Genomic DNA, 20,521 nt, shown 5'->3' with positions numbered 1-20,521 from the left:
CTCACACGTTCAGGCGTGAGCGCATTTCCTTGCCCGGCTTGAAATAGGGCACGCGCTTGGCCTCGACCTCGACGACTTCGCCGGTACGCGGGTTGCGGCCGGTCCGCGCATCGCGCGCACGCGTGGAGAATGCACCGAAACCGCGCAGTTCGACTCGACCGTCGGCGGCCAGTCGCTTGGATATCTCGTCGAAGAAGGTGCTGACGATCAGCTCCACTTCGTTAGGCTGTAGGTCCGGATGCGCCTCGGCGATCTTAAGGACCAGTTCAGATCGGATCATTCGAGCCCCCGCCCATCTAAAAAAACGCGTACAGATTGATACAGGTCAACCTGCGAGGCATTAGCACTTATTACCGAACAGTCAAAAACCAAAGTGGATCTGACAATAAAAAGCCCGACATGTTCGAGACATGCCGGGCGTTTTCATCGATAAGCCGTTAGGCTTTTCTTAACACTTACTTCTTCTCGGCGTCCGTACGAGCCTTGAGAGCCTCGCCCAGGATGTTGCCGAGGGTCGCGCCCGAGTCCGACGAACCGTACTGAGCGACAGCCTGCTTCTCTTCCGAGATCTGCATGGCCTTGATCGAGAAGGTCGGCTTCTTCGAACGATCGAAGCCGGTGACCATCGCGTCGAACTTCTGGCCGACCTGGAAACGCTCCGGACGCTGCTCGTCGCGATCGCGACCCAGGTCCGTGCGCTTGATGAAGCCAGTCGCGCCATCGTCGCCCTGCTGCACTTCGAGGCCCGCGTCGCGGACTTCGAGAACGGTCACGGTAACGATCGCGTTCTTGTTCAGCTTGTCGCCTGCCGCTGCGATGCCACCGGCCGAAGGCCCGCCGCGCTCGAGCTGCTTCATGCCGAGCGAGATACGCTCCTTCTCGGCGTCGATGTCGAGCACGACAGCCTCGACGGTCTCACCCTTGCGATGCAGGTTGAGCGCGTCCTCGCCCGAGACACCCCATGCGATGTCGGACATGTGGACCATGCCGTCGACGTCGTTGTCGAGGCCGATGAACAGACCGAACTCGGTCGCGTTCTTGACTTCGCCTTCGACGGTCGAACCGATCGGATGGGCGGCAGCGAACGCCTCCCAAGGATTGGCCTGAGCCTGCTTGAGGCCGAGCGAGATGCGACGCTTCTCGGAATCGACTTCGAGGACCATGACGTCGACTTCCTGCGAGGTCGACACGATCTTGCCCGGATGGACGTTCTTCTTGGTCCAGGACATTTCCGACACGTGGACGAGGCCTTCGATGCCCGCTTCCAGCTCGACGAACGCACCATATTCGGTGATGTTCGTGACACGGCCGGTGAGCTTCGCGCCGACCGGGTACTTGACCATCGCGCCATCCCAGGGATCGCTCTCCAGCTGCTTCATGCCGAGGCTGATGCGCTGGGTGTCCTTGTTGATGCGGATGATCTGCACCTTGACGGTGTCGCCGATGTTCAGGACTTCGCTCGGGTGACCGACGCGCTTGTAGCTGAGATCGGTGACGTGCAGCAGGCCATCGATGCCGCCGAGATCAACAAACGCACCGTAATCGGTGATGTTCTTGACGACGCCATCGATGATCTGACCCTCGGCCAGGCTGAGGATCAGGCCCGAACGCTGCTCTGCGCGCGTCTCTTCGAGAACGGCGCGACGCGACACGACGATGTTGCCGCGCTTGCGGTCCATCTTCAGGATCTGGAACGGCTGGGGGATGTCCATCAGCGGGGTGACATCGCGCACGGGGCGGATATCGACCTGCGAACCGGGCAGGAATGCGACGGCGCCGTTCAGGTCGACGGTGAAGCCACCCTTCACGCGGCCGAAGATCACGCCTTCGACGCGGGTCGTCTTGGAGAATTCGGTTTCCAGCTTGTCCCATGCGGCTTCGCGACGGGCGCGATCGCGGCTGAGCATCGCTTCGCCGTGGACGTTCTCGACGCGGTCGACATAGACTTCGACTTCGTCGCCGACCTTGAGGTCAGCCTTCTGGCCCGGCGCTGCGAATTCGCGAAGCGGCACGCGGCCTTCCGACTTCAGACCGACGTCGATGACGGCCATGTCGTTCTCGATGCCGGTCACGGTGCCATGCACCACGCGGCCCTCGAAGCTGTCGGCGTCGCCGAGCGTTTCGTTCAGCATCGCCGCGAAATCGTCGCGGGTCGGCATTACCTGGGTTGCCATAGAATTCAGTAATCCTAGTCTGTTTCCGGCCAAGCGGTTGGGTCCGCTGGTCTTGGCCTTCGTTGCCGCGACGACCGAACGTCGAACGCGGCATCCGGACGGCACGAGGCGCGGAGGACGTAGACGCTGAATGCGAAAACGGCGCGTGAGACTCGAGGGTCTCCGCGCCTTCCTCCACGAGCATCGCTCGCCGGACGGTTCCGTATAGCCGAAACCCCGTCTCGGAGCAAGTTCGCCGCTGCTTCGTTAGGGGCCGCTCACAACAGGAGCGAAGATTTGAACGAACGCGGCATTCTCGTGCTGGGCTGGGTCGCCACCGTGACGGCGATCGTGATGTATTTGTCTTACATCGACCAGATCATGCTGAACCTTGCGGGGCAGAAGGGATCGGTGGTCCAGCCGTTCGCGACGATGGTGAACTGCGCGCTGTGGGTCGGGTACGGGTTTCTGAAGGACAAGCGGGACTGGCCGATCGTCGTGGCGAATTTCCCGGGGGTGGTGTTCGGCGCGGTGGCGCTGGTTACTGCGCTTTAGGCGCGCGCGGGTGGCTGCGCTGCAGGCTGCGGAGCTTATAACGGGCGGCAACCCCTTCCTTGTTCTCCCGCGAAGGCGGGAGCCCAGTCTGGGTTCCCGCCTTCGCGGGGAAACAATTTTTGGCGCGTTAGCTCACCAACAGAGCAACCACCCCGGCGGAGGCCGGGGCCCAATTGGGGGACGATGCTAACTGAGGACTGCGCTTCGTTACCGCCGACGTTCCAATTGGGCCCCGGCCTTCGCCGGGGTGGGGCCAACTGGATAGCTCTAAGCCCTAAACCGAAACCCTCTTCGCCCGCTGCGCTTCAACCAGCGCAACCGCCCTCTGCACCGAAGCCTCGATCGACAGAAAACTCGTATCCAGCAACGCAGCATCCGCCGCCATCACCAACGGCGCAGTCGACCGCCCACTATCCCGAGCATCCCGAGCCCGAATATCCGCCAGCACCCGATCCTTGCTCGCAGTCCCGCCCCGAGCCTGCAACTCCGCATGCCGCCGCTGCGCCCGAATATTCGGCGTGGCCTTCACGAACAGCTTGGCATCGGCATCCGGCGCGATCACCGTGCCGATGTCGCGCCCGTCGAGGATCGCGCCACCCTCCTGCGCCGCAAACCGCTTCTGGCGATGAAGCAATGCCGCGCGGACCAGCGGATGCGCCGAAACCACCGACGCCAGCGCGCCGATATCGTCGTCGCGCAACGCCGGATCGCTCAACAGCGCATCGCTGAAATCGCACGCCGCGACCGCGTCGGCCTCGGTTTCCGGATCGAGCCCCATCCGCGCCACGCTCAACGCGACCGCGCGGTAGAGCAACCCGGTATCGAGATACGGCAGCTTGTAATGCTTGGCCAGGGCGCGCGCGATGGTGCCCTTGCCCGATGCCGCCGGACCGTCGACTGCGATGATCATCTTAATTCCCCCGGCCGGTAAGCGCGTCGAGCGACCGGAAGAACACGGGATAGCTCGTCGCCACCGGCGATACATCATCGATCGTGACGGGCTCGCGGCTCCCAAGTCCAGCCACCACCATGCTCATTGCGATGCGGTGGTCGAGTTTCGAGGCGATCCGAGCGCCACCGCGAATCGCCGCGCCGCCAGACCCGGTGATCGCCATGCCGTCCTCATACTCCTCGCAAACGACGCCGCACGCTTCGAGCGCGATCCGCATCGTCGTGATCCGGTCCGATTCCTTGACGCGCAGCTCATGCGCGCCGCGTGCGATCGTCGTGCCGGTCGCGAAGGCGGCGGCGACGAACAGCACCGGATATTCGTCGATCATGCTCGGCGCGAGATCCGCCGGCACTTCGATCGCAGTCAGCGGGGCATGTCGCACGCGCAGATCCGCGACGGGCTCGCCGCCGACGGTGCGCGGGTCGAGTTCGGTAATATCCGCGCCCATCATCCGCAAAGCCGTGACGATCCCGATCCGTGTCGGGTTCAGCCCGACATTGCGCACGACGATATCCGACCCCGGCACGATCGACGCAGCGACCAGCCAGAACGCCGAAGACGAAGGATCGCCCGGCACGACGATGTCCTGCGGCTTCAACTTGGCTTCGCCGGTGATCGAGATGATGCGACCCTGGTTCGTCTCCTCGACGGTCAGCTTCGCGCCAAACCCGGTCAGCATCCGCTCGCTATGATCGCGCGTCGCGACCGGCTCGATCACCCGCGTGATCCCCGGCGTGTTGAGCCCCGCCAGCAGGATCGCCGACTTCACCTGCGCCGATGCGACTGGCAGCGTGTATTCGATCGGGACCGCCGGACACATCCCGCGCACCATCAGCGGCAGCCGCCCGCCCGGCGACGACGTAATGTCCGCCCCCATCTGCGACAGCGGCTCGATCACGCGCCCCATCGGCCTACCCGACAGCGAAGCGTCGCCGGTAAAGGTGCAGGTGATCGGATGGCTCGACACCAGCCCCATCAGCAGCCGCGTCGACGTCCCCGAATTGCCCATCTCCAACGCGGTCTCGGGCTGGAGCAATCCGCCGACGCCCACGCCGTCGACCGTCCAGATGCCATCCTCGCCGCGCTCGATTGTCGCGCCCATCGCGCGCATCGCAGCGGCAGTGGCGAGTACGTCCTCGCCCTCCAGCAGACCCTCGATCCGGCTGGTGCCGACCGCAAGGCTCGCGAACATCAAGGCGCGGTGACTGATCGACTTGTCGCCGGGGACCGCAATCGAACCGGTCAGAGGACCGCGCGCAACGACGTCCATCGAAGTGGGGAGGGGGTGTGCCATGGGGCCGGGCTTTTGACAGTGGCCTTGCGCTATGGCAAGGCGCGCCCACTTTGCGAGGGTATCCCCCCGCAATCCATTCATCCGAAAGGTTCTATCGGCATGATCAAGCCGGAATGGGGCACGAAGCGTTCGTGCCCGAAATGCGCGACGCGTTTCTACGACCTCGAAAAAGCCGACCCCGTGACCTGCATCGAATGCGGGTACGCGTGGGAGCCCGAGCCCATCCTGAAGTCGAAGCAGCCGCTGCCGTTCGAAGTCGCCAAGCCCGACACCAAGAAGCCCGACGCGGACCTCGAGGGTGATGAGGAAGAGGATATCGCCTCGATCACCGGCGAGGACGAAGAGCCATCGGCCGACGACGAAGTCGATCTCGGCGGCGACGACGACCTCGGCGTCGAGACGCCGCAGGACGAACACGAGCGTTAATCAGAATAAATTTGGCAGGCGGCATTTACGCCGCTTGCCAACCCGGGCGGGTCCGGTTAGTGACCCGCCTCCCAACGGGAATGGGGCCGTAGCTCAGCTGGGAGAGCGTTCGCATGGCATGCGAAAGGTCAGGGGTTCGATCCCCCTCGGCTCCACCATTTCCGTTACAGTGTTGATAACACTGGGATAAATCTGGAAATCATAGGTTTTACCGGGCGGCTGTTACAGACGTAACAGGGACCGATGACCATGTGCACATTTCTGAGCAAGCGCGGTGCCACCTACTATTTTCGTAGGACGATCCCGGCTGAGCTACGCCCCCTCCTGGGCGGTAAAGCGGAGTTCATGGTGTCCCTACGCATCAAGGACCGCGAGGAAGCCAAGCGGCTGATCCCTGCTGAAACCATCACATCCCAAGCCCTGCTGGACGAGGCATCCCGGCGATTGCCTGCGAAGCACCGCGCTGGGGGGCCACGGACTCAATCCCCGCAATCCACGGCCTATGATGCCGCCGCATGGGATCGGGGCCGGGAGGGGGCTGCAATCGAGTCCAGCGACATTGCGGAAAAGCAGGCCCGCCGGGATGGCGCTGCGGATGCCGTGGCATTCCTCGCTGAGCGAATCGCGGGATCAACCAAGGAGCTGACACCGGACCTCCGCGCCATCCGCTATCTGGTTGATGACAAGGAGTTCGATAGGAAGGTCCTGGGGGAGCACCTGGGGGCCGCTCGGGTTGAGGTCCAGCGGTTGGAGGCTGAGCTAGCCGCTGCCCGTGCTGAGCTCGTGGCACCTCTGCGAGCCGTCCCCGAGGCATCCCCGGCTAAGTCCGAATCGGGGACCATGCTTGATACGGACATAATCGAACTATGGGCCGCTGAGCGTAAGGTGGTTACCAAGGGCAAGGATACCCATGCAGCGGTAGCTCGGTGGTTCTATGAGCGAACAAGCCGGAAGCCCGTGCGGGACATAACCCGTAAGGACGTGCTGGCCTTCAAGGTTGCCCTAGTGGACGAAGGGCAAACCCCTGCGAATATAAAAATGAAGCTCTCTCGCCTGCGGACGCTGCTGCAATGGGCAGCCGATAACGACCATGCGGAAAGCAATGTGGCCTCCGGGATCACGATCAAGGACACCGATGCCGCTAAGAACAAGCGCAAGGAGTTCGATCTAGCTAGCCTCAATGCGATCTTTGCCAGCCCCGTGTATGCCGATGGGGCACGGCCTGCGGCGGGGAAGGGGGAGGCGGCTTATTGGCTGCCCCTGTTGGCATTATACACGGGGGCCCGAATGGAGGAGCTAGGGCAGCTTAGGCCAGCCGATGTGCAACAGATAAGCTACCCCGATGGGGACGGCATTGATCTGTCATCGTGGTTCATTCGTATCCAGGAGGATGCCGATGATAGCTTGAGGCTCAAGAATGCAGCCAGCGAAAGGGATGTACCCGTACACCCTGAGCTTGAGCGTTTAGGGTTCCTAGCGTTCGTCGCGGCGGCAACCAAGGCTAAGCAGGAGCGGCTATTTCCGAAGCTCAATGCAAATATCTACGGGAGGCTCACGGCTAAGTGGGGCGAATGGTTCGGGCCCTACCTACGGGGTACATGCGGGGTTACCGACAAGCGTATGGTGTTCCACTCCTTCCGGCATACCTTTAAGCAATACGCCCGTCATGCGGGGATCATTGAAGGGGTCCAGCGGCAAATTATGGGGCATGGTAGCTCGGACGTGGCCGATGATTACGGTAGCGGGTACCCCCTGCACCAAGTGGTGGAAGGCATGGGGCTGTATAAGGTGCCGGGGTTAGGGCTTCCCGCTGCTAGCAAACAGGGCTGATGCATTACGTACAATATGAATTGATTAGCTAGCCGTTGTCAGGGGCTTGGAAAATCTAGATCGACATTCGATGTAGTTCGGCAATGGTTAAATTACATTAAGGACTACCGTTGGGCTCCTAACAGGAGAAGACGACGAGGCTAAGGTATCAGCGTTCCATTCCAAGCTCGTGACCGATGTGCATCATAACGACAACAGGTGCACTGTCGGGAACAATATCGAAACTCGCAACAAGGTTGGCGGCACGGGTGGCCTTCGCCTTTGCAGCCAGTGCAGCAACCTCTAAGCTGATAACGTAAATGCCCTGCCCCCAAATTACTGGGGGCAGGGCTGAGATAATTGCGGGCTCTACCGCATAGCGGGTGCCCCCACGAAGCGAGTAGGCTTCCGGTCGGCTGCCCCTTGGGCTGTTCTGTTGGAGACGTAGGTGTGAGCCTCAGTGGCTAGCTCTGCGTACTGGATGATCGAGCGTACCCGCACACCCTTGGCATTCTGCACCACAGCGATGAACGCGGGGTGCCCATTGTCGTCATACCGGATGAGGCTGTCGGGGTCCGTGTTAGGGGCTGCCCCCACTAGGCTCATGTGCTTGTTGTAGACGTTGGTGAACACTGCTGAGCTATCGCGGGCACCCAGCCCGAGCATCTGGCCTACCGGCTTGGTCCCGGCCTTGTTGCGAACAGCGAGCTGCCCGTACCGCTCGAACTCACCGGATGCCGTGGCTGCCTCAATGGCTTCATCCATGAGGGCCTTGGTGCCCTGTGAACTGTTGTTACCAGCGGTGGCAACATAGCGGTAAGACACCTGCTTCACGATGTTGTTGCCACTGTCTCCCATGTTGGTGAGGCCCCATGGGTTCCATGTGGCTTGCGAGGAGATAACCCCTGCGATAGCCTTGGCGGCTTCCTTGCCACGCTCTGGGCCGACGTCCGTGGAGCCGTACTGAGCGGCATCCCCGAAGGTCTTGGCAAATGCCGTGATGGGGTCCGTATGGCCCTTCACTAGGCTGTCATACTTCTGCATGACCACATGGTAGGGCCCGTAGAACGCTAGGGCTGCTGCGGGTTTCTCGGCATAGAGCTTGCCCCACTGCTGGTAGGTCCGCTCGAAGTTCCGATTGTACTGCTCGCCCACCGACGCCTCGACCTGAGACGCAGCGGACTTCTTCACGGCATCCGAGACGTATCCCAGATTGAAGGTGCGGATGATGTTCTTGTTGTTCCCGCTCAGCCAATCGTTGGTGGCCTGGGCTTCGATCAAGGCATGATCCGCGCCCCCTGCAATGGCCTGTACGGGGTTCCCGGCTGTCCACGCGATGGTGGCAAGGGATACCTTAGATGCCTCGTCATCCTGCTTAACCTGGGCATCATGGTCCCAATCCTGTTTGCGTAGGAACTGCTCATAGGCGCGATCCTGCCGCTTGTTGTCGGCAGCGATGGCAGCGGAGGTGATGGTATGCCCCTCCGCCCGGAGGTCCTTCGCGTCGAACACATCAACGTCAAAGCCGGTAGCCCGTTTGATGTCATCGTTGATGCGGTCCAGGTCCGCAGGGCCCTCCCCAGAGTTGTAATCCCCGTGCTGCACCTTGGTATCATGTACCCGGAGACGTTCGGCGAAGTCCGCACGGCCTGCCATTTCCATGTTGGCCCGGCTGCCGAACTTCAGAACTAGCTCATCCATTTTGTCCCGCTGGTCCGCATCCATGAGGCCCCAGAAACCCTTGGCCTTCATGGCGCTAACGGCAAACCCGTGCCCAGCTTGGGCTAACCCTCGCACGGCACCCACAAGCATCGTCTGGTAGCTGTCATCGTGCATTCCGATGGGCTTCCCCATGATGCCGAATAGGCCATCTAGGGACCCGAGGGTGGCAGTGTTCGCCGCATCTTCCTCAGGCGTGCCCCCGCTTAGTGCAAGCTGCTGGGTCACAAGAGCTTGCATGGATGCGCCCTGTGAAAGGATTGCATCTGTACCCGCGTTAACCGCTCTGGTTTGCTGCCAAGCATCCCGGCGTTTCGCAATGGTATTGAGCAAGGGCCCTGTAGCATTAAACAGACCCTTTTGGATCATCTGGTCTGCAAAGGGGTCCCCGGTCTTCATGGCGGAGGATGTATCCGCAATGTGCTTGGCTAGGTCCTGCGGCTCCAGGGTTTGAAGGTTGTCCATGTCTTCCACTTGGTTCCGCTGCCATGTGCTGACTGCGGTACTAGCGGCGTACATCTGGGCACCCTGCTCGTATCCCGAGGGTCCGAATATCTTGTTCACTGGGTTATTAGGGTGGCTCAGTTCACCTAGGGCGATACCGCTCTGGGCTGCGGCCATACCCTCTGCGAACCGCTGCTCCTGCTTGCGCTGCACGAAGGGTTCCATGAGGTTCGCAAAGAACTGCCCAAGCTGAGCCCCTACGGGCCCCGCGTTGGTTTCGAGGCCGGGAGTGACGACTGAGCCCTGCGAGGCTCCGCCGATCACCTGGGCACCCCGGCTGCTACCCCTTGCGGAGGATTGATCCTGCACGGGGGCGATACCTTGAAAGGTGAATGTTTGGCGCGTCATGCTGGGGCACCCTCTGGCGTCTCAGTGAAGCCCTGGGTTTTCCCCGAGGCCCGCTCTCGGGCTGCCACGCGTACTGCAGCAGGCGTCATGCCGTGGAATGCGGGTGCTGCATCCGGCGTCCACCCCGTATAGCCCGAGCGTGCCTTGGCGGCTTGCGCGGCGGGGCCTGAGTGACCGCCCGCGGCGACGGGGGAAATCTGGGATGCCCCCACTTCGGGCGCAACGTCCGCAACGGCGGCAGTCGGGGTGTTCTCGGCAAAGGTCTGGCGGGATGCAGCGGAGGGCTCTGCACCAAGGGCAGCGGAGTAATCCCCACTAGCGGCATCCGCCTCCGTCATTTCGCCATGCTTGATAGCAAGCGCCATACTGTCCCGTGCTACCATGGGGGCCAGCGCATTGAGGGCCACACTGCTACCCGTGCTGATGTATTCGCTTAGGGCCTTGTCGTACTGGGCAACGCTCTCGGGGGCACTCGCCTGGATCAACCGGGTAACCTTACTCATAGTAGCCCCAAGTGTCGGGAAGGCTGCCGCAAACTCAGTCAGCACGGTGCTATAGGCAACAGTGGCGGGATGCCCCTTGGCGATCAGGGCTTGTGCTGCCTTCGTGACAGCCGGGGCACTGTTGCCGCTGTCATGGATAATAACCAACGCTGCATTAACTTGGGCGCGTTGCTTGGGTGTCATGGTCAAATTGTTGGGGCCTTAGGGCTATCAGGGAGTTCGATCATGCGGTGACCGTTGCGATGTAGGTTTTGGTAGATGCGAGGAAGCCACCATAGGCGGCAACGCTAGCGGTGATTACCGAGGTACCAGCAGTGAGCGGGGTAACCGCGCCGGTAGCAGCGTTGACCGTTGCGATGCTCGGGCTTGCCGAGGTGTACGCCAGGGAACCGTCATTGCCCTTGCCGCGTGCCAGCGACGGGCCGGCCTGGGCTGCCCCTGCTGCGATGCTGTAGGTCTTGGCCGTAGGGGTGAACGTCATTGTACCCGCGATGGGCAACAGTGCTGTCACTGCGGTTACAGCGGCATTGAGGTATGCCAGGAAGGTAACAGCGGCGGGATGCCGACCACCGTAAGCCGGAGCGTTTACCTCAAGGGTGCTGATGGCTTGTGCGGTGATGCGGCGAAGGTGATGGCCTTTGCCACCAATGCCCAAAGGGGGAAGGCTACTCTCAATCATTCGAGGCATCCTCAGCGGGCACCAACGCAGCTACAGCCGATTGGCATACTGCAAGGAAGGCCAGTAATTCGGGCGCAAGGGGATGCTTGCCGCCATATAGTTCGGAGTTTATCTGCAAGCTATTGATCGAAGAAGCCATAGCACTGCGAAGCCTGCTGCCCCCACCGACTGTAATCATGGGTAGATCACATGCGTACACTGTCGATGTCCTTATTTGGATATTGCATTTTGCATGCGAGTACGTGCCCATGTGCATGCTCGATTGCGCGAACTATGCCGGGGCTTCCTGCCTCATGCCAGTCAACGATGGTCTGAGCGGCGATAGTGCGAATGCTGTCCTGAACGTCCTGCGGCATCAACGGGAGGGCCGGTGGTTTTCGCAATCCATTGAAGTCCGGTAGCCCGTGGGCCTCATCCTCCTTCAAGCATAAGCGGACAGAACTACTTGTCGCAATGTACCCCTGTGAGAGTAAGTCGGTGGTCCCGTTGAACAAAACCCACGTCATTACTGCCTGCCAACATGCATGACGTACAGCGGCATCCCCATAAGGCTCCGCCCGCATGCGCAATGCTTCTAGGTCCTGAGGCTTGCCTACAGTCTCAACATACTGGCTGCTATTGGGATGCTCATACGGGATCGCGGTAGGGCGGAACACAGGGAGGCCCCGGTCACCCTCGGCGGCCATGGCGCGTAAGCGCGAAAGCTGGCTCATGCCTGGGCTGCCCGGTTGGTGTCATAGGCGTTGCCGATCAGGTGCCCGCGCTTCATGCCGATAAAGTATCGCTCGAAGGCCTCATAGGGATCAGCGGCTAGCTGTGCGATCTTGGCGGGGATTTTGCTGGGGTGGCGCTCGATCAGGTACCCAAGCAAATCATCGGGCATGCTTAACAGGCCCGTGATGGTAACCCGCTTAGGAACAGACTGCCGGCCGTCCCAAGAGGAAGTCGTGTAGCTGACCTCGAAAGATGACCTTATGACATGCTCGTCTTGAGTCTTGTCTGTGATGTCGACGGTAGAGAACTTCGCGAAGGCTGCATCCTGACGGGCCTTAGCGGCTTGCTCATAAATTAGCCCCTGCTGGGCGATGATGTCAGCCTGCAAGGTAGTCAGAGCGGCAAGCCTGTCGGCTGCACCATTGAGGCGGTCTAGCAAGGCTATGTCGGCCTTGGCCTGCTCAATTCCATGCATGGTGTCAGCGAGGGCAGCGGTGGCGGTATCTGCGGTATAGGTAGTCTGGTCGGCGTGGGTGATCGTATTATCCTAAGAGGGTTGTCGGTAGGGATTAGGGCGGGTTAGCCGCGTGGAGGTGATACATGGTCTGCATCGTATGCAGCCCGTGCGGCCTTGGCAGCATTAGGCCCCGTGGGGGCTCGAAGGGCGTAGGCCGGGAGGGGTAGGGCAAGCATTTCGAGGGTAGCCCGAAGGCCACTCATTATGCGCCTATCCGCCCCCGTGAAGTACAATGCAGCTTGGGCACTGTGTAGCATGTCGGTATCAACAGTATGGGTTCCCACATGGGGTCCTATGATTAGAGGGTGGGTGCCTGAGGTATCCCTAGGGTTACTAGGGCGGGGTCAAGCAGGGGGACTTATTGTCCCATGCAATGTGATAGATATGTGCGGCGAGAACACGGGCGAACGCGAGGGCTCACCAGTTTAGGGACTTCGCGGCTTCCCTTAGGTAGTCCGGGGCGAAACGAGCGTAGACCCGCGCTGTGATCCCGGCATCCTTATGGCCAAGATATGAAGCTATCTCGACCATCGGAACCCTATCCTCAGCCATCCATACAGCGGCACTATGGCGGAGCATGTGAGGATGTACCTTGATGCCACTACGGATGGCAGCGGAGCGGAACCCTACTAGTATGCTCGATACGGGCTCCCCGTGATACTCGATCACGTAATCCGACATGGCCCCAGCGTTGGCCTCTAGCAGGATGGGCAATAGCCGATCGTTGATTGGGACAGTTGCCCGACCCTTCAATGCTCCAGCGGCAACCCCTTCGGGCCTAAGTCGGATGATACCCCTATCGAAATCCACGGCTGACCAAGGAAGCTGTAGGAGTGCCGTGGCTCGGGAACCTGTGGTGACAGCGAGGGCCGCAAATAGGCTGACATGCGCCGACGTGCAGCCCGTGAGGAACTGCCTAAACTCCGCCTTTGTTAGATGCCCTACCGTACTTTCCGGGATTGCCGGAAGGCGTACAGGCGGGGCACTGGGCAAAAGTTTCTCAGCAACTGCCCATGCCATGGCAGCATAGATCGGGCCTAGCTCATGGCGCATGGTGTTCGCCGCCTTGGCCCTCCACACGGTATATTCCGCGCTTGTCCCGGCATCTACCTGGGATGGCAGCAGGTTGCCCCAGAAGGGCTTCGCCTGTCGCCATCCCTCCCGCTTGCGCTGGGCCCCCTTGATCCGGGATTGCACCACGGGGTCATTCTCCCCGTTCCGTTTCCACCCATCATAGGGCTTCGGCAGGGTATCCAGATAGGCCTCGACCAAGGTGCCCATGGTCGTGCCGTTCTTGGTCCCGACGTGGATGCCCCAGAACTCCCGTGCTAGGGCCGGTGCCGCTGCCTTATCAGTCGTGCCGAGCGATATGCGGACGCGTCTACCGTCTGCTCCTGCCCACTGGATGACATAGGACCAATACTTGGTCCCGTCGGCTCTAACTCGGGTAAGCTTTCCGATGCGGTAAGGTTCTGACATTCGTAGGCCTCCATGGCTGCAACGGTGATGCGATAGTTACGCCCAAGTTTCCATGATTGGAGTTTCCCGGCGGCTATCTCTGCATAGACAAACGTGGTGCTGCATCCCCAGTGGGCAGCAACACCATTCACGTCCAAGGGCTTCATGTTGCACCCCCTGTGTTCTGTTGCTTGCGCTCATACTCATCAACGGCGGAATACCTGATGCGTATATCTCTGCCGCCTAGCTTCCACGACTGTAGGGCACCCGAGCTTATCAACGTGTAGACTTGCTTGGGATGACAACCCCAATGCTTTGCGAGGGCCTTCACGGTGTAAGACCCTGGTTGCCCTGTGGCATCCTCAGTCATGTTACGCGGCCAGCAACAGAGGGAACGCGCTGGGCCTAGGGGAAGCCCCGTAGTCGTCACCGGCTGCACCAAGGCAAACCCAGATGCCATCAACGGTCCAAGCGATAGTATCTCCGCTAATGGCATCCTCAAGAGCTTCCTGTGGAGTACGCCCGGTACGCTCGGCAAGGTTTACCACGTCGGTATACTTGGCTGCCAATGGGATCACCGGGAGTGCCGCTAGAACGGTAAGCTCGAATGCTGAGCGCACGGATACCCATGGCCGGATATGCTGCCGAATAGTCATCGTTAGTCTCCCTGCGGTAATCGCCAGGGCTTGTTGCGCTCGAAAATCAACACTTGCAAACTAATATCGAACAAAGCGGAATATAGTTCCAAGTTATTCCAAGTAATGTCTAGTTTATCCTAATGCTAGTTCTCTAGGAGTGAGGCATCTATAAGTAACCTAAAAGGGTCTACTAGCCTATGCATACTTGCTATATTTGCATGGTGCTACGTGTAGGAACCTTAGGGTGCCCCATGTGTACCTCTCTTTCATACGTGGGGGCACCAATGGCTGGGGCCGGTGGTCCAGACAGGTTTACTCAACCATTGGTGACCGCATGTATGCTTGTAGGTAAGTCCCCTTGAGATGATCCAGTGAGTATGCCTCGACAGACAGCGCCGTTCTGTCGCCATGGTATTCAAACTGGATCAACTGAAAGGGACGACCTCTAGGGTGTCAGTGGCTAGCCCTTACCTCTAGGCTTGGCGTCATCCCGATAGCTAGCAGGGGCACCCAGGGTTTTGACTAGAGCTATGATCCCTGATGTTGCTCGCTTTAACGACTGCGGAGGCAGCGTAGTATCTACTACTCCCGCCACCGGACCCTGTTGGGATCGCAATGGGAGCAAGAGCGGATTAGGTGAGATAGCCGTAGGGGTATCACCGGCGCCAATAGATGCGGGGGTGTTCCGTTGTGCCTGATGGTATCAATTCACTGAGGGCTCCAGGCATCCCGTTCCCTCCCTCCCATTGCGTACCTGGTAGCTGATACAATGTATCAACCATGGCATATCAGCAGGTTACCGGTAGGGCTAAAACCCTGGTGACAGAGGAAGGGCCATCGGGAGGGCTCCGCAGGGTGTCAGCAGGTTCCACCGTGGCCTACCCTTCGCGTGGCCTGCTCACGCCCGAGACGCGGAGTACGGTGGTTACTCCCGATCAAGCCCCGTACAGCCCCCTCCCGGCAATCTCGCTGGGCAGGTAAGTCGCTGAGCCCTAATCGACTCTGGCAGTGCACTGAGGCGGGGCAGCGGGCGTCCCCGTCATGCTTCCGCCGAGCAATACCGGGAAACCGTGGCCTTCGAGATATTGAAATGCGCCATGGTCTGACTGATGCTTGCGCCGTTGGCCTTCCGCCATGCTGCTACGTCCGCAGGGGTGACCCCCTGGCCAACAGTAGCCCATGGCCTGCCAAGCCCAGCCTTTCCCCGATGGGTGACCCCGTTAGCTGCTAGTGAGGCTCGGGCTGCCACCCTACCGCTATCGCACCGCTCCTTGATCCGGTGGCGCTCCATGTCAGCCATCTGGGCAAGTACAGCTACGATCAACTCCCCGACGCCCCGACCGATTGGGCCTAGCCCCTTGATGTCTAGCGTTACCCCGCGTTCCAGTAGGCGGCGCACGGTAGCCTGTACGTCCAGCGCGTCACGCCCCAGGCGATCAAGGGCAAACACATACAGCGTGTCACCCTCCCGGATGTATTCCAGCAGCTTCCCGAAGCCGGGGCGATCAGCGGCCATCGTAGCACCGCTTACCCCCTCATCAATGAACTCCCTGTCAAAGCCGCCACCAAGGGCTTGCCGCTGGGCTTCAATGCTCTGGGCATCAGTAGATACACGGAAGTAGGCAACGCGGCTCATAGGGACACTCCTGCATCACAAGCTATGCGGGCTTAATGAGGCATCCTCTCAATCCTGTCAACTACCTTGTGAGGCAATCAACCGATGGCAAACCGGCATGACTCACAAGCTACAAGTTGAGAAGCTACGCCAGGTTGACCCTGAGGCACGGGCTGGGCAGCGGTGGCGGCAGGGCTTGGCAATAGTGACACGTCATGCAGGGATGGAGAACCACGCGCGATAATGCAGGTCGCGCTAGGCGTGTCATAATCGTGTGAGGCCCCGGAGGGCCCCATGGGGGTAAACCGCGTCTGACTTCGTCGGAGGCCATCCCTCGCGTAATCATAGCGGTTTCAGGTCATAGGCTACTTTGACCCGGCCTGTGGTCCCCGATTGCAACCAGCAGTTACCGAGCTATCATGGCCGCTTAGGCAAAGTGAGAATTGCACAGATGACTGGCGAAATAGCAACGGCAGGCTCTGCGCAGCCCCTGAAACCAACTTTGACATTCAGCAACATAGTGTTCTCTGACGGGACATCTATCGATCTCCATGACGACGAAATAGTGGTTTTCGTAGGTCCGAACAACGCTGGTAAAAGCGCAGCATTGCGAGAGATTAGCTCTGCTGTAGGGAAATTGAACAACTCTAAAGTTATCAAAAGTGTAACTCGGTCTCGCTTCGGCGATGACAATGATCTCAGAGCTTTTTTGGAACTAAACTCTGTTAAACAAACAAGCGGCGTCGGTTATCATTTTTCGGGTATAAATTACTCGATAAACGCCGATTACATCCACTATTTCATGACAGATGGAAGCCAAGAGTTTGTTGCACCATTCTTCCGCAGCAGCATTCCTACGGAAACCAGGATAACCGGATCTAACGCGGCTGGACCCCTTGCAGTACATCAGGCACCACCAACACATCCTATACATCTGCTATTATTGGATCCGAAACTTGCCGCGGAAATGTGCGATCTATTCATGCGAGCCTTTGGAGAAGAGCTTATCGTCCTACGCGCAGGCGGCTCTGCTTTTCCGCTTTATGTCGGCAAGCGACCGATGTTGAGCGCCGGCGAGGATGAGTTGTCGAAATCGTTTGTCGATCAACTAGTTGCTAACGCCGTACCCCTTGAACATCAAGGCGATGGGATGCGAAGCTTTGTCACTGTTATGTTGAACGTGCTAGCGTCTGACCATCACTCTATTCAATTTTTGGATGAGCCGGAAGCATTCTTACATCCGCCGCAAGCCAGATTACTCGGTGAGTATATTGCAAACAATCGAAAGTCGAACTCGCAGTTATTTGTAGCGACCCATAGCCCGGAAATTTTATATGGAATACTAACGTCGACTACCACCAAGGTGCGGATAGTACGAATCCAAAGATCCGGAAAAGTAAATAAAGTAAGAGAGCTTAGCAAGTCTAAGACGGAGGCAATTTCAAAAGATACATTGACGCGCTACTCGGGCTTGCTTTCCGGCATATTTCACAAGCATGTTGTTATTGCAGAGTCGGATAGTGACTGCATGTTCTATAGCTCATTACTCAATAGTAAATCAGTATCCGGTGATAACGAGCCAGATGTGCTTTTTGTACACGGTTCGGGTAAGCATCGTCTCGCTAAGATGGTGGATACTCTGCGGGACCTAGATGTGCCTGTGTCAGTTATTGTCGATATTGACGTTCTGAATGATGAGGGGACGTTTAAGGGGCTATTTCTTGCTGCGGGTGGAGTGTGGGACGATGTATCCTCGGCCTTCCGCTCGTTGAAAGTTGCAATTGAGGAGGTCCGCCCCCCTCTTAATGCTTCTCAGGTGAAGGCTATGATCGAAGTGCAGCTAGAAAATGTAACGGGAGTAGGCGCTTTTCCTAAAGCTACCGAGAAAGCCATTAAGGGCGTATTCAAGACGCTGTCGCCGTGGGATGACGTTAAGAGGGCAGGGCGCTCAGGCCTTCGCCCAGGCGGGGCGACACGGCACTATGATGCAATCGCTGAAGCTTGTTCGCGGGTGGGTATATGGCTTGTTCCCGTAGGTGAACTTGAAGGCTTCTGCCAAAGCATAGAAGCGGGGCATGGGCCTGCCTTTGTCGAGAAAGTTTTGGTCGATAGGGACATCGATACCGACGAAGAACTAGAGGCAGCACGTAAGTTCATGACAAAAATCTGGCAAAGTATGCCGGAAGCTCAGATGCGCAGATCACGAATTGAGTTGTGAGTACGGTTAAAACTGTTACATCCGAGTGTACCAACCGCAACAGCTTCCCAAAATTAAACCATTATTTTCCAACGGTTACAGCCGATTACTTCGATCCCCCTCGGCTCCACCATTTCCGTTGATGACCGGTTCGCTGGGACAGCTTTTTACATAGCGTCAGATGAGATCGTCGGCATCGGCTCCCGCCGCGTGCAGATCCCTGAACGTCTCCTCGATCGCCGCGACCGCGGCGCTTCCCTCGATCCGGGAGGCGGAATCGTTCGCCACCAGCACGCCTACGCGCCGCGTCGGATCGAAGCCCGTCAACCGAATCATCGCGATGCCTTCGCTCGCAAAGCTCAGCGGCATGACCGTCATCCCGAGCCCCGCACGAACATAGGTCAGCGCGCGGTCGTCGCTGACGGTGCGGGCGGCCATGAACGGTCGCACGCCGCGCGCGGTGAAGAAGCGGCTCGTCTCGGCCAGCGCTTCGCAGTGGCGGCGGACGATCATCGTTTCCTCGGCGACGTCGGCAACCGCGAGCGTGGCGCGTCCGGCCAGTCGGTGGTCGTTCGCTACCGCGACCGCGAAACCCTCCTCGAACAGCACGCGACCGCGCGCATCGTCCCCGATCGCGCCGAGCATCACGTCGATCCGCCCGCGATCGAGCAACGCGACCAGTTCGCTGCTCCGTCCCTCGACGACTTCGAGGCGTTCGGTGGTGGACGTGCGTCGCGCCCTGCTTAATGCCGCGGCGATCCAGGACGGCGGCAACGTCGTCGCGATCCCGAGGCGGACGAGCTTGGTCGGAGCCGTGTCCTGCAAATCCCGTTCGGCGGCGGCGAACTCCGCTTCGATCCGGCGTGCATGCACCGCGAACCGCGTGCCCGACGGGGTGAGTTCGATCCGCCGGTTGGTCCGCAGGAACAAGGTCTGGCCGAGCGACGCCTCCAGCTTGGCGATCCCGACCGACAGCGTCGGCTGCGAGATCCGGCACTGCGCGGCGGCACGCGTGAAATTGCCTTGGTCCACGACCGCCAGGAAATAGCGCAACACATAGCGCTCGATCATGCGCGTCCGATCATAGCGAGTGCAGCCATAGACGGTGTCTATCGCATGTGTTCGGTAGTATCAATTTCTCTCGAGGGTCGCGACCGAGTATCATCGTCGCAACACAAGGTCTGGAGAGGCTGCATGATACCCGATTTCGATTTCGCGCTCGGCGAATCCGCGGACATGATCCGCGAGTCCACGCAGCGGTTCGCCACCGACAAGATCGCGCCGCTCGCCGCGAAGATCGACGCCGACGACTGGTTCCCGCGCGAACTCTGGCCGGCGATGGGCGAACTCGGGCTGCACGGCATCACCGTCGAGGAAGAGTTTGGCGGCCTCGGCCTCGGCTATCTCGAACACGTCGTCGCGGTCGAGGAAGTCTCCCGCGCGTCCGCGTCGATCGGGCTCAGCTACGGCGCGCACTCGAACCTGTGCGTCAACCAGATCCGCCGCTGGGGCAATCCCGAGCAGAAGGCGAAGTACCTCCCCAAGCTCGTGTCGGGCGAGCATGTCGGCAGCCTCGCCATGTCCGAGGCGGGCGCCGGCTCCGACGTCGTCTCGATGAAGCTGAAAGCGGTGAAGACCGACACCGGCTACGTGCTCAACGGCACGAAGTTCTGGATCACCAACGCGGCCTATGCCGACACGTTGGTCGTCTATGCGAAGACCGGCGAGGGTTCGCGCGGGATTACCGCGTTCCTGATCGAGAAGGACATGCCGGGCTTCGCGATCGGCCAGAAGATCGACAAGATGGGTATGCGCGGCTCGCCCACGGCGGAACTCGTCTTCACCGATTGCGAGGTCCCGTTCGAAAACGTCATGGGTCCCGAGAATGGCGGCGTCGGCGTGCTGATGTCGGGCCTCGACTATGAGCGCGCGGTGCTCGCCGGGATCCAGCTCGGCATCATGCAGGCGTGCCTCGACGTCGTGATCCCGTATGTGCGCGAGCGGAAGCAGTTCGGGACGGCGATCGGCCAGTTCCAGCTGATCCAGGCCAAGGTCGCCGACATGTACGTCGCGCTGAGTTCGGCGCGCGCGTACGTCTATGCGGTGGCGAAGTCGTGCGATGCGGGCAAGACGACGCGGTTCGACGCGGCCGGCGCGATCCTGCTGGCGAGCGAGAGCGCGGTGAAGGTGTCGCTCGAATCGATCCAGGCGCTGGGTGGGGCAGGGTATACCAAGGACTGGCCGGTCGAGCGGTTCATGCGGGATGCGAAGTTGCTCGACATCGGCGCTGGGACGAACGAGATTCGGCGGATGCTGATCGGCAGAGAACTCATCGGGGCCGCCCCCAAGGTGGCACAGTGAAGCGCCTACTGCTCCCCTCCCGCTTGCGGGAGGGGTCGGGGGAGGGCAGGCCGCGAGTGTCCTTCCTGGCCGCATTCCC

At 60.0% G+C, this 20,521-nt stretch carries 17 protein-coding genes, 1 tRNA gene and 1 pseudogene; 6 read left to right on the top strand and 13 right to left on the bottom strand.

Annotated features, from left to right (window positions below; all coding sequences use genetic code 11):
- Window position 1: 1 nt before the first annotated feature.
- Window positions 2–280 (bottom strand): integration host factor subunit beta, encoded by a 279-nt coding sequence (locus tag C8J39_RS03550; RefSeq protein WP_056060417.1) that lies wholly within the window; start codon window positions 278–280, stop codon window positions 2–4.
- Window positions 281–455: 175 nt separating this feature from the next.
- Window positions 456–2,174 (bottom strand): 30S ribosomal protein S1, encoded by a 1,719-nt coding sequence (gene rpsA, locus C8J39_RS03545; protein WP_056060414.1) that lies wholly within the window; start codon window positions 2,172–2,174, stop codon window positions 456–458.
- A 276-nt stretch (window positions 2,175–2,450) separates the two neighbouring features.
- On the opposite strand from rpsA, the gene C8J39_RS03540 reads away from it, so the two are divergent.
- The gene (locus tag C8J39_RS03540) at window positions 2,451–2,708 is read left to right on the top strand and encodes a SemiSWEET family transporter (RefSeq protein ID WP_056486791.1); all 258 of its coding nucleotides are present in this window, start codon (window positions 2,451–2,453) and stop codon (window positions 2,706–2,708) included.
- A 274-nt stretch (window positions 2,709–2,982) separates the two neighbouring features.
- Here C8J39_RS03540 and cmk read toward each other — a convergent pair whose 3' ends face one another.
- Window positions 2,983–3,618 carry a (d)CMP kinase gene (gene cmk / locus C8J39_RS03535; protein ID WP_120299299.1) on the bottom strand — a complete coding sequence of 212 codons (636 nt, stop codon included), beginning with the start codon at window positions 3,616–3,618 and terminating at the stop codon, window positions 2,983–2,985.
- A gap of 1 nt (window position 3,619) precedes the next feature.
- Window positions 3,620–4,954: a 3-phosphoshikimate 1-carboxyvinyltransferase gene (gene aroA, locus C8J39_RS03530; protein WP_120299298.1), complete on the bottom strand. Its 1,335-nt coding sequence runs from the start codon at window positions 4,952–4,954 to the stop codon at window positions 3,620–3,622.
- Between the two features lie 99 nt (window positions 4,955–5,053).
- On the opposite strand from aroA, the gene C8J39_RS03525 reads away from it, so the two are divergent.
- The 3 genes from C8J39_RS03525 to C8J39_RS03515 all read left to right on the top strand — a co-directional run bounded on the left by C8J39_RS03525 (window position 5,054) and on the right by C8J39_RS03515 (window position 7,210).
- Window positions 5,054–5,380 (top strand): TIGR02300 family protein, encoded by a 327-nt coding sequence (locus C8J39_RS03525; RefSeq protein WP_031395784.1) that lies wholly within the window; start codon window positions 5,054–5,056, stop codon window positions 5,378–5,380.
- A gap of 82 nt (window positions 5,381–5,462) precedes the next feature.
- Window positions 5,463–5,538 (top strand) — tRNA-Ala (locus C8J39_RS03520).
- Between the two features lie 91 nt (window positions 5,539–5,629).
- On the top strand, window positions 5,630–7,210 hold the full coding sequence (locus tag C8J39_RS03515; protein ID WP_132833301.1) for a site-specific integrase: 1,581 nt from the start codon (window positions 5,630–5,632) through the stop codon (window positions 7,208–7,210).
- A gap of 348 nt (window positions 7,211–7,558) precedes the next feature.
- On the opposite strand, the gene C8J39_RS03505 is transcribed toward C8J39_RS03515, so the two are convergent.
- The 8 genes and pseudogenes from C8J39_RS03505 to C8J39_RS03470 all read right to left on the bottom strand — a co-directional run bounded on the left by C8J39_RS03505 (window position 7,559) and on the right by C8J39_RS03470 (window position 15,905).
- Complete coding sequence (locus C8J39_RS03505) at window positions 7,559–9,760, bottom strand: hypothetical protein (protein ID WP_120299295.1); 2,202 nt, start codon at window positions 9,758–9,760, stop codon at window positions 7,559–7,561.
- Window positions 9,757–10,446 carry a hypothetical protein gene (locus tag C8J39_RS03500; protein WP_147420650.1) on the bottom strand — a complete coding sequence of 230 codons (690 nt, stop codon included), beginning with the start codon at window positions 10,444–10,446 and terminating at the stop codon, window positions 9,757–9,759. The genes C8J39_RS03505 and C8J39_RS03500 overlap by 4 nt, the downstream gene beginning before the upstream one ends.
- A gap of 40 nt (window positions 10,447–10,486) precedes the next feature.
- Complete coding sequence (locus C8J39_RS18640; RefSeq protein WP_120299293.1) at window positions 10,487–10,744, bottom strand: Ig-like domain-containing protein; 258 nt, start codon at window positions 10,742–10,744, stop codon at window positions 10,487–10,489.
- 907 nt (window positions 10,745–11,651) lie between these two features.
- Window positions 11,652–12,131, bottom strand: coding sequence for a hypothetical protein (locus C8J39_RS03485; protein WP_120299291.1), 480 nt, complete (start codon window positions 12,129–12,131; stop codon window positions 11,652–11,654).
- Window positions 12,132–12,590: 459 nt separating this feature from the next.
- The gene (locus tag C8J39_RS03480) at window positions 12,591–13,652 is read right to left on the bottom strand and encodes a site-specific integrase (RefSeq protein WP_120299290.1); all 1,062 of its coding nucleotides are present in this window, start codon (window positions 13,650–13,652) and stop codon (window positions 12,591–12,593) included.
- A 53-nt stretch (window positions 13,653–13,705) separates the two neighbouring features.
- Window positions 13,706–13,798: pseudogene (locus C8J39_RS19275) on the bottom strand (hypothetical protein); the annotation flags it as partial.
- On the bottom strand, window positions 13,795–14,001 hold the full coding sequence (locus C8J39_RS19270; protein ID WP_404969308.1) for a helix-turn-helix domain-containing protein: 207 nt from the start codon (window positions 13,999–14,001) through the stop codon (window positions 13,795–13,797). The gene C8J39_RS19270 and the pseudogene C8J39_RS19275, both read right to left, overlap by 4 nt.
- 1,307 nt (window positions 14,002–15,308) lie before the next feature.
- Window positions 15,309–15,905, bottom strand: coding sequence for a recombinase family protein (locus C8J39_RS03470; RefSeq protein ID WP_120299288.1), 597 nt, complete (start codon window positions 15,903–15,905; stop codon window positions 15,309–15,311).
- Between the two features lie 430 nt (window positions 15,906–16,335).
- On the opposite strand from C8J39_RS03470, the gene C8J39_RS03465 reads away from it, so the two are divergent.
- Window positions 16,336–18,102 carry an ATP-dependent endonuclease gene (locus C8J39_RS03465; RefSeq protein ID WP_120299287.1) on the top strand — a complete coding sequence of 589 codons (1,767 nt, stop codon included), beginning with the start codon at window positions 16,336–16,338 and terminating at the stop codon, window positions 18,100–18,102.
- A gap of 156 nt (window positions 18,103–18,258) precedes the next feature.
- Here C8J39_RS03465 and C8J39_RS03460 read toward each other — a convergent pair whose 3' ends face one another.
- Window positions 18,259–19,152 carry a LysR family transcriptional regulator gene (locus C8J39_RS03460; RefSeq protein WP_120299286.1) on the bottom strand — a complete coding sequence of 298 codons (894 nt, stop codon included), beginning with the start codon at window positions 19,150–19,152 and terminating at the stop codon, window positions 18,259–18,261.
- A gap of 123 nt (window positions 19,153–19,275) precedes the next feature.
- Here C8J39_RS03460 and C8J39_RS03455 point away from each other — a divergent pair, with 123 nt between their 5' ends.
- Window positions 19,276–20,442: an isovaleryl-CoA dehydrogenase gene (locus C8J39_RS03455; RefSeq protein ID WP_120299285.1), complete on the top strand. Its 1,167-nt coding sequence runs from the start codon at window positions 19,276–19,278 to the stop codon at window positions 20,440–20,442.
- Window positions 20,443–20,521 lie beyond the last annotated feature (79 nt).

Origin of the sequence: Sphingomonas sp. PP-CC-1A-547 (genome assembly GCF_003610375.1) — a bacterium.
Lineage (GTDB): Bacteria > Pseudomonadota > Alphaproteobacteria > Sphingomonadales > Sphingomonadaceae > Sphingomonas.
The sequence above is the reverse complement of the archived record's forward strand: the minus strand, read 5'-3'. Positions and strand labels throughout refer to the sequence as shown.